The sequence below is a fragment of the Candidatus Nitrosarchaeum limnium BG20 genome (genome assembly GCF_000241145.1).
Taxonomy (GTDB): domain Archaea; phylum Thermoproteota; class Nitrososphaeria; order Nitrososphaerales; family Nitrosopumilaceae; genus Nitrosarchaeum; species Nitrosarchaeum limnae.
Window position 1 is genome coordinate 1 of sequence record NZ_AHJG01000337.1, and the last position, 840, is coordinate 840.

The 840-nt window shown below is 29.8% G+C and carries 3 protein-coding genes; 2 read left to right on the top strand and 1 reads right to left on the bottom strand.

Annotated features, from left to right (window positions below):
- On the top strand, positions 1-122 hold a 122-nt coding region (locus tag BG20_RS13820), incomplete at its 5' end, for a DUF1297 domain-containing protein (protein WP_010194636.1).
- Between the two features lie 17 nt (positions 123-139).
- Here BG20_RS13820 and BG20_RS11485 read toward each other — a convergent pair.
- Positions 140-340 carry a hypothetical protein gene (locus BG20_RS11485; RefSeq protein ID WP_010195622.1) on the bottom strand — a complete coding sequence of 67 codons (201 nt, stop codon included), beginning with the start codon at positions 338-340 and terminating at the stop codon, positions 140-142.
- Positions 341-609: 269 nt separating this feature from the next.
- Here BG20_RS11485 and BG20_RS11490 point away from each other — a divergent pair.
- The coding region (locus BG20_RS11490) for a hypothetical protein (RefSeq protein ID WP_010195623.1) at positions 610-840 on the top strand (231 nt) is incomplete at its 3' end.

An 840-nucleotide genomic window follows, 5' to 3' on the forward strand; every position in this document is an offset into this window, starting at 1 on the left:
TCGCAACCACAAGTCCATATACAAAATACCAATATGGAAAAACGTTTGGGATTGGCAGAAGAATTGCAATGGAGATAAAACAGGCTCAGGAAGAAGACAGATTAGACGAAATAGTCACCTAAATTATTTGAATAATAATCTATTCTAGAATAAAACCATCACATCCAGAATTACAGGGTTTATTCATAACTCCCTCACATTTTCCATGTTCATCATGCGCTATTCTTTGATGCCCACAGACACTACATTTACTCCTAAAAAAGACAACAAGTTCTTTCATAGACACATCTAACTTTTCAATTTTAGAATTTAGTGATGAGGGATTAGATTTTCCAGACATAACTCATCTAAATTTTGTGCAAACTTAAGGATTTTGAAACATAAATTCTACAAAACAACTCCAAGAAATTATTATTTCAAAAATACCAAAGACATATTTTATTGACAACAAAATAGTGATTGTTAATTGGCTAGATTAGGAAATATATAGAATACCTAACGTTTTGATTCAAATAATTATAGAACGGTTTTTGTTTGAATTAAAATGCTGGATGCCAATTAACATCAAAATACAAAGTCTTTATTGATAGACTTTTAATAAAATTACAAATGTCAAGAACAATTTACATTCGTGAGATTATTACAATATTGAAAGAGCCAAAACTTTGTCCTACATGCCAAAAAGGTGATAGATTAGAAAAAAACATAGTTTTTGAAAGAAAAACAGATGGACAAACACTACTATGTACAAGATGTGAAGCACTAACAGTAATTACAAACCATAATCTCAAAGAAGTAGAATTAGTAGCTGCAAAAGATGAACAAGTCATGTTAAAAGAA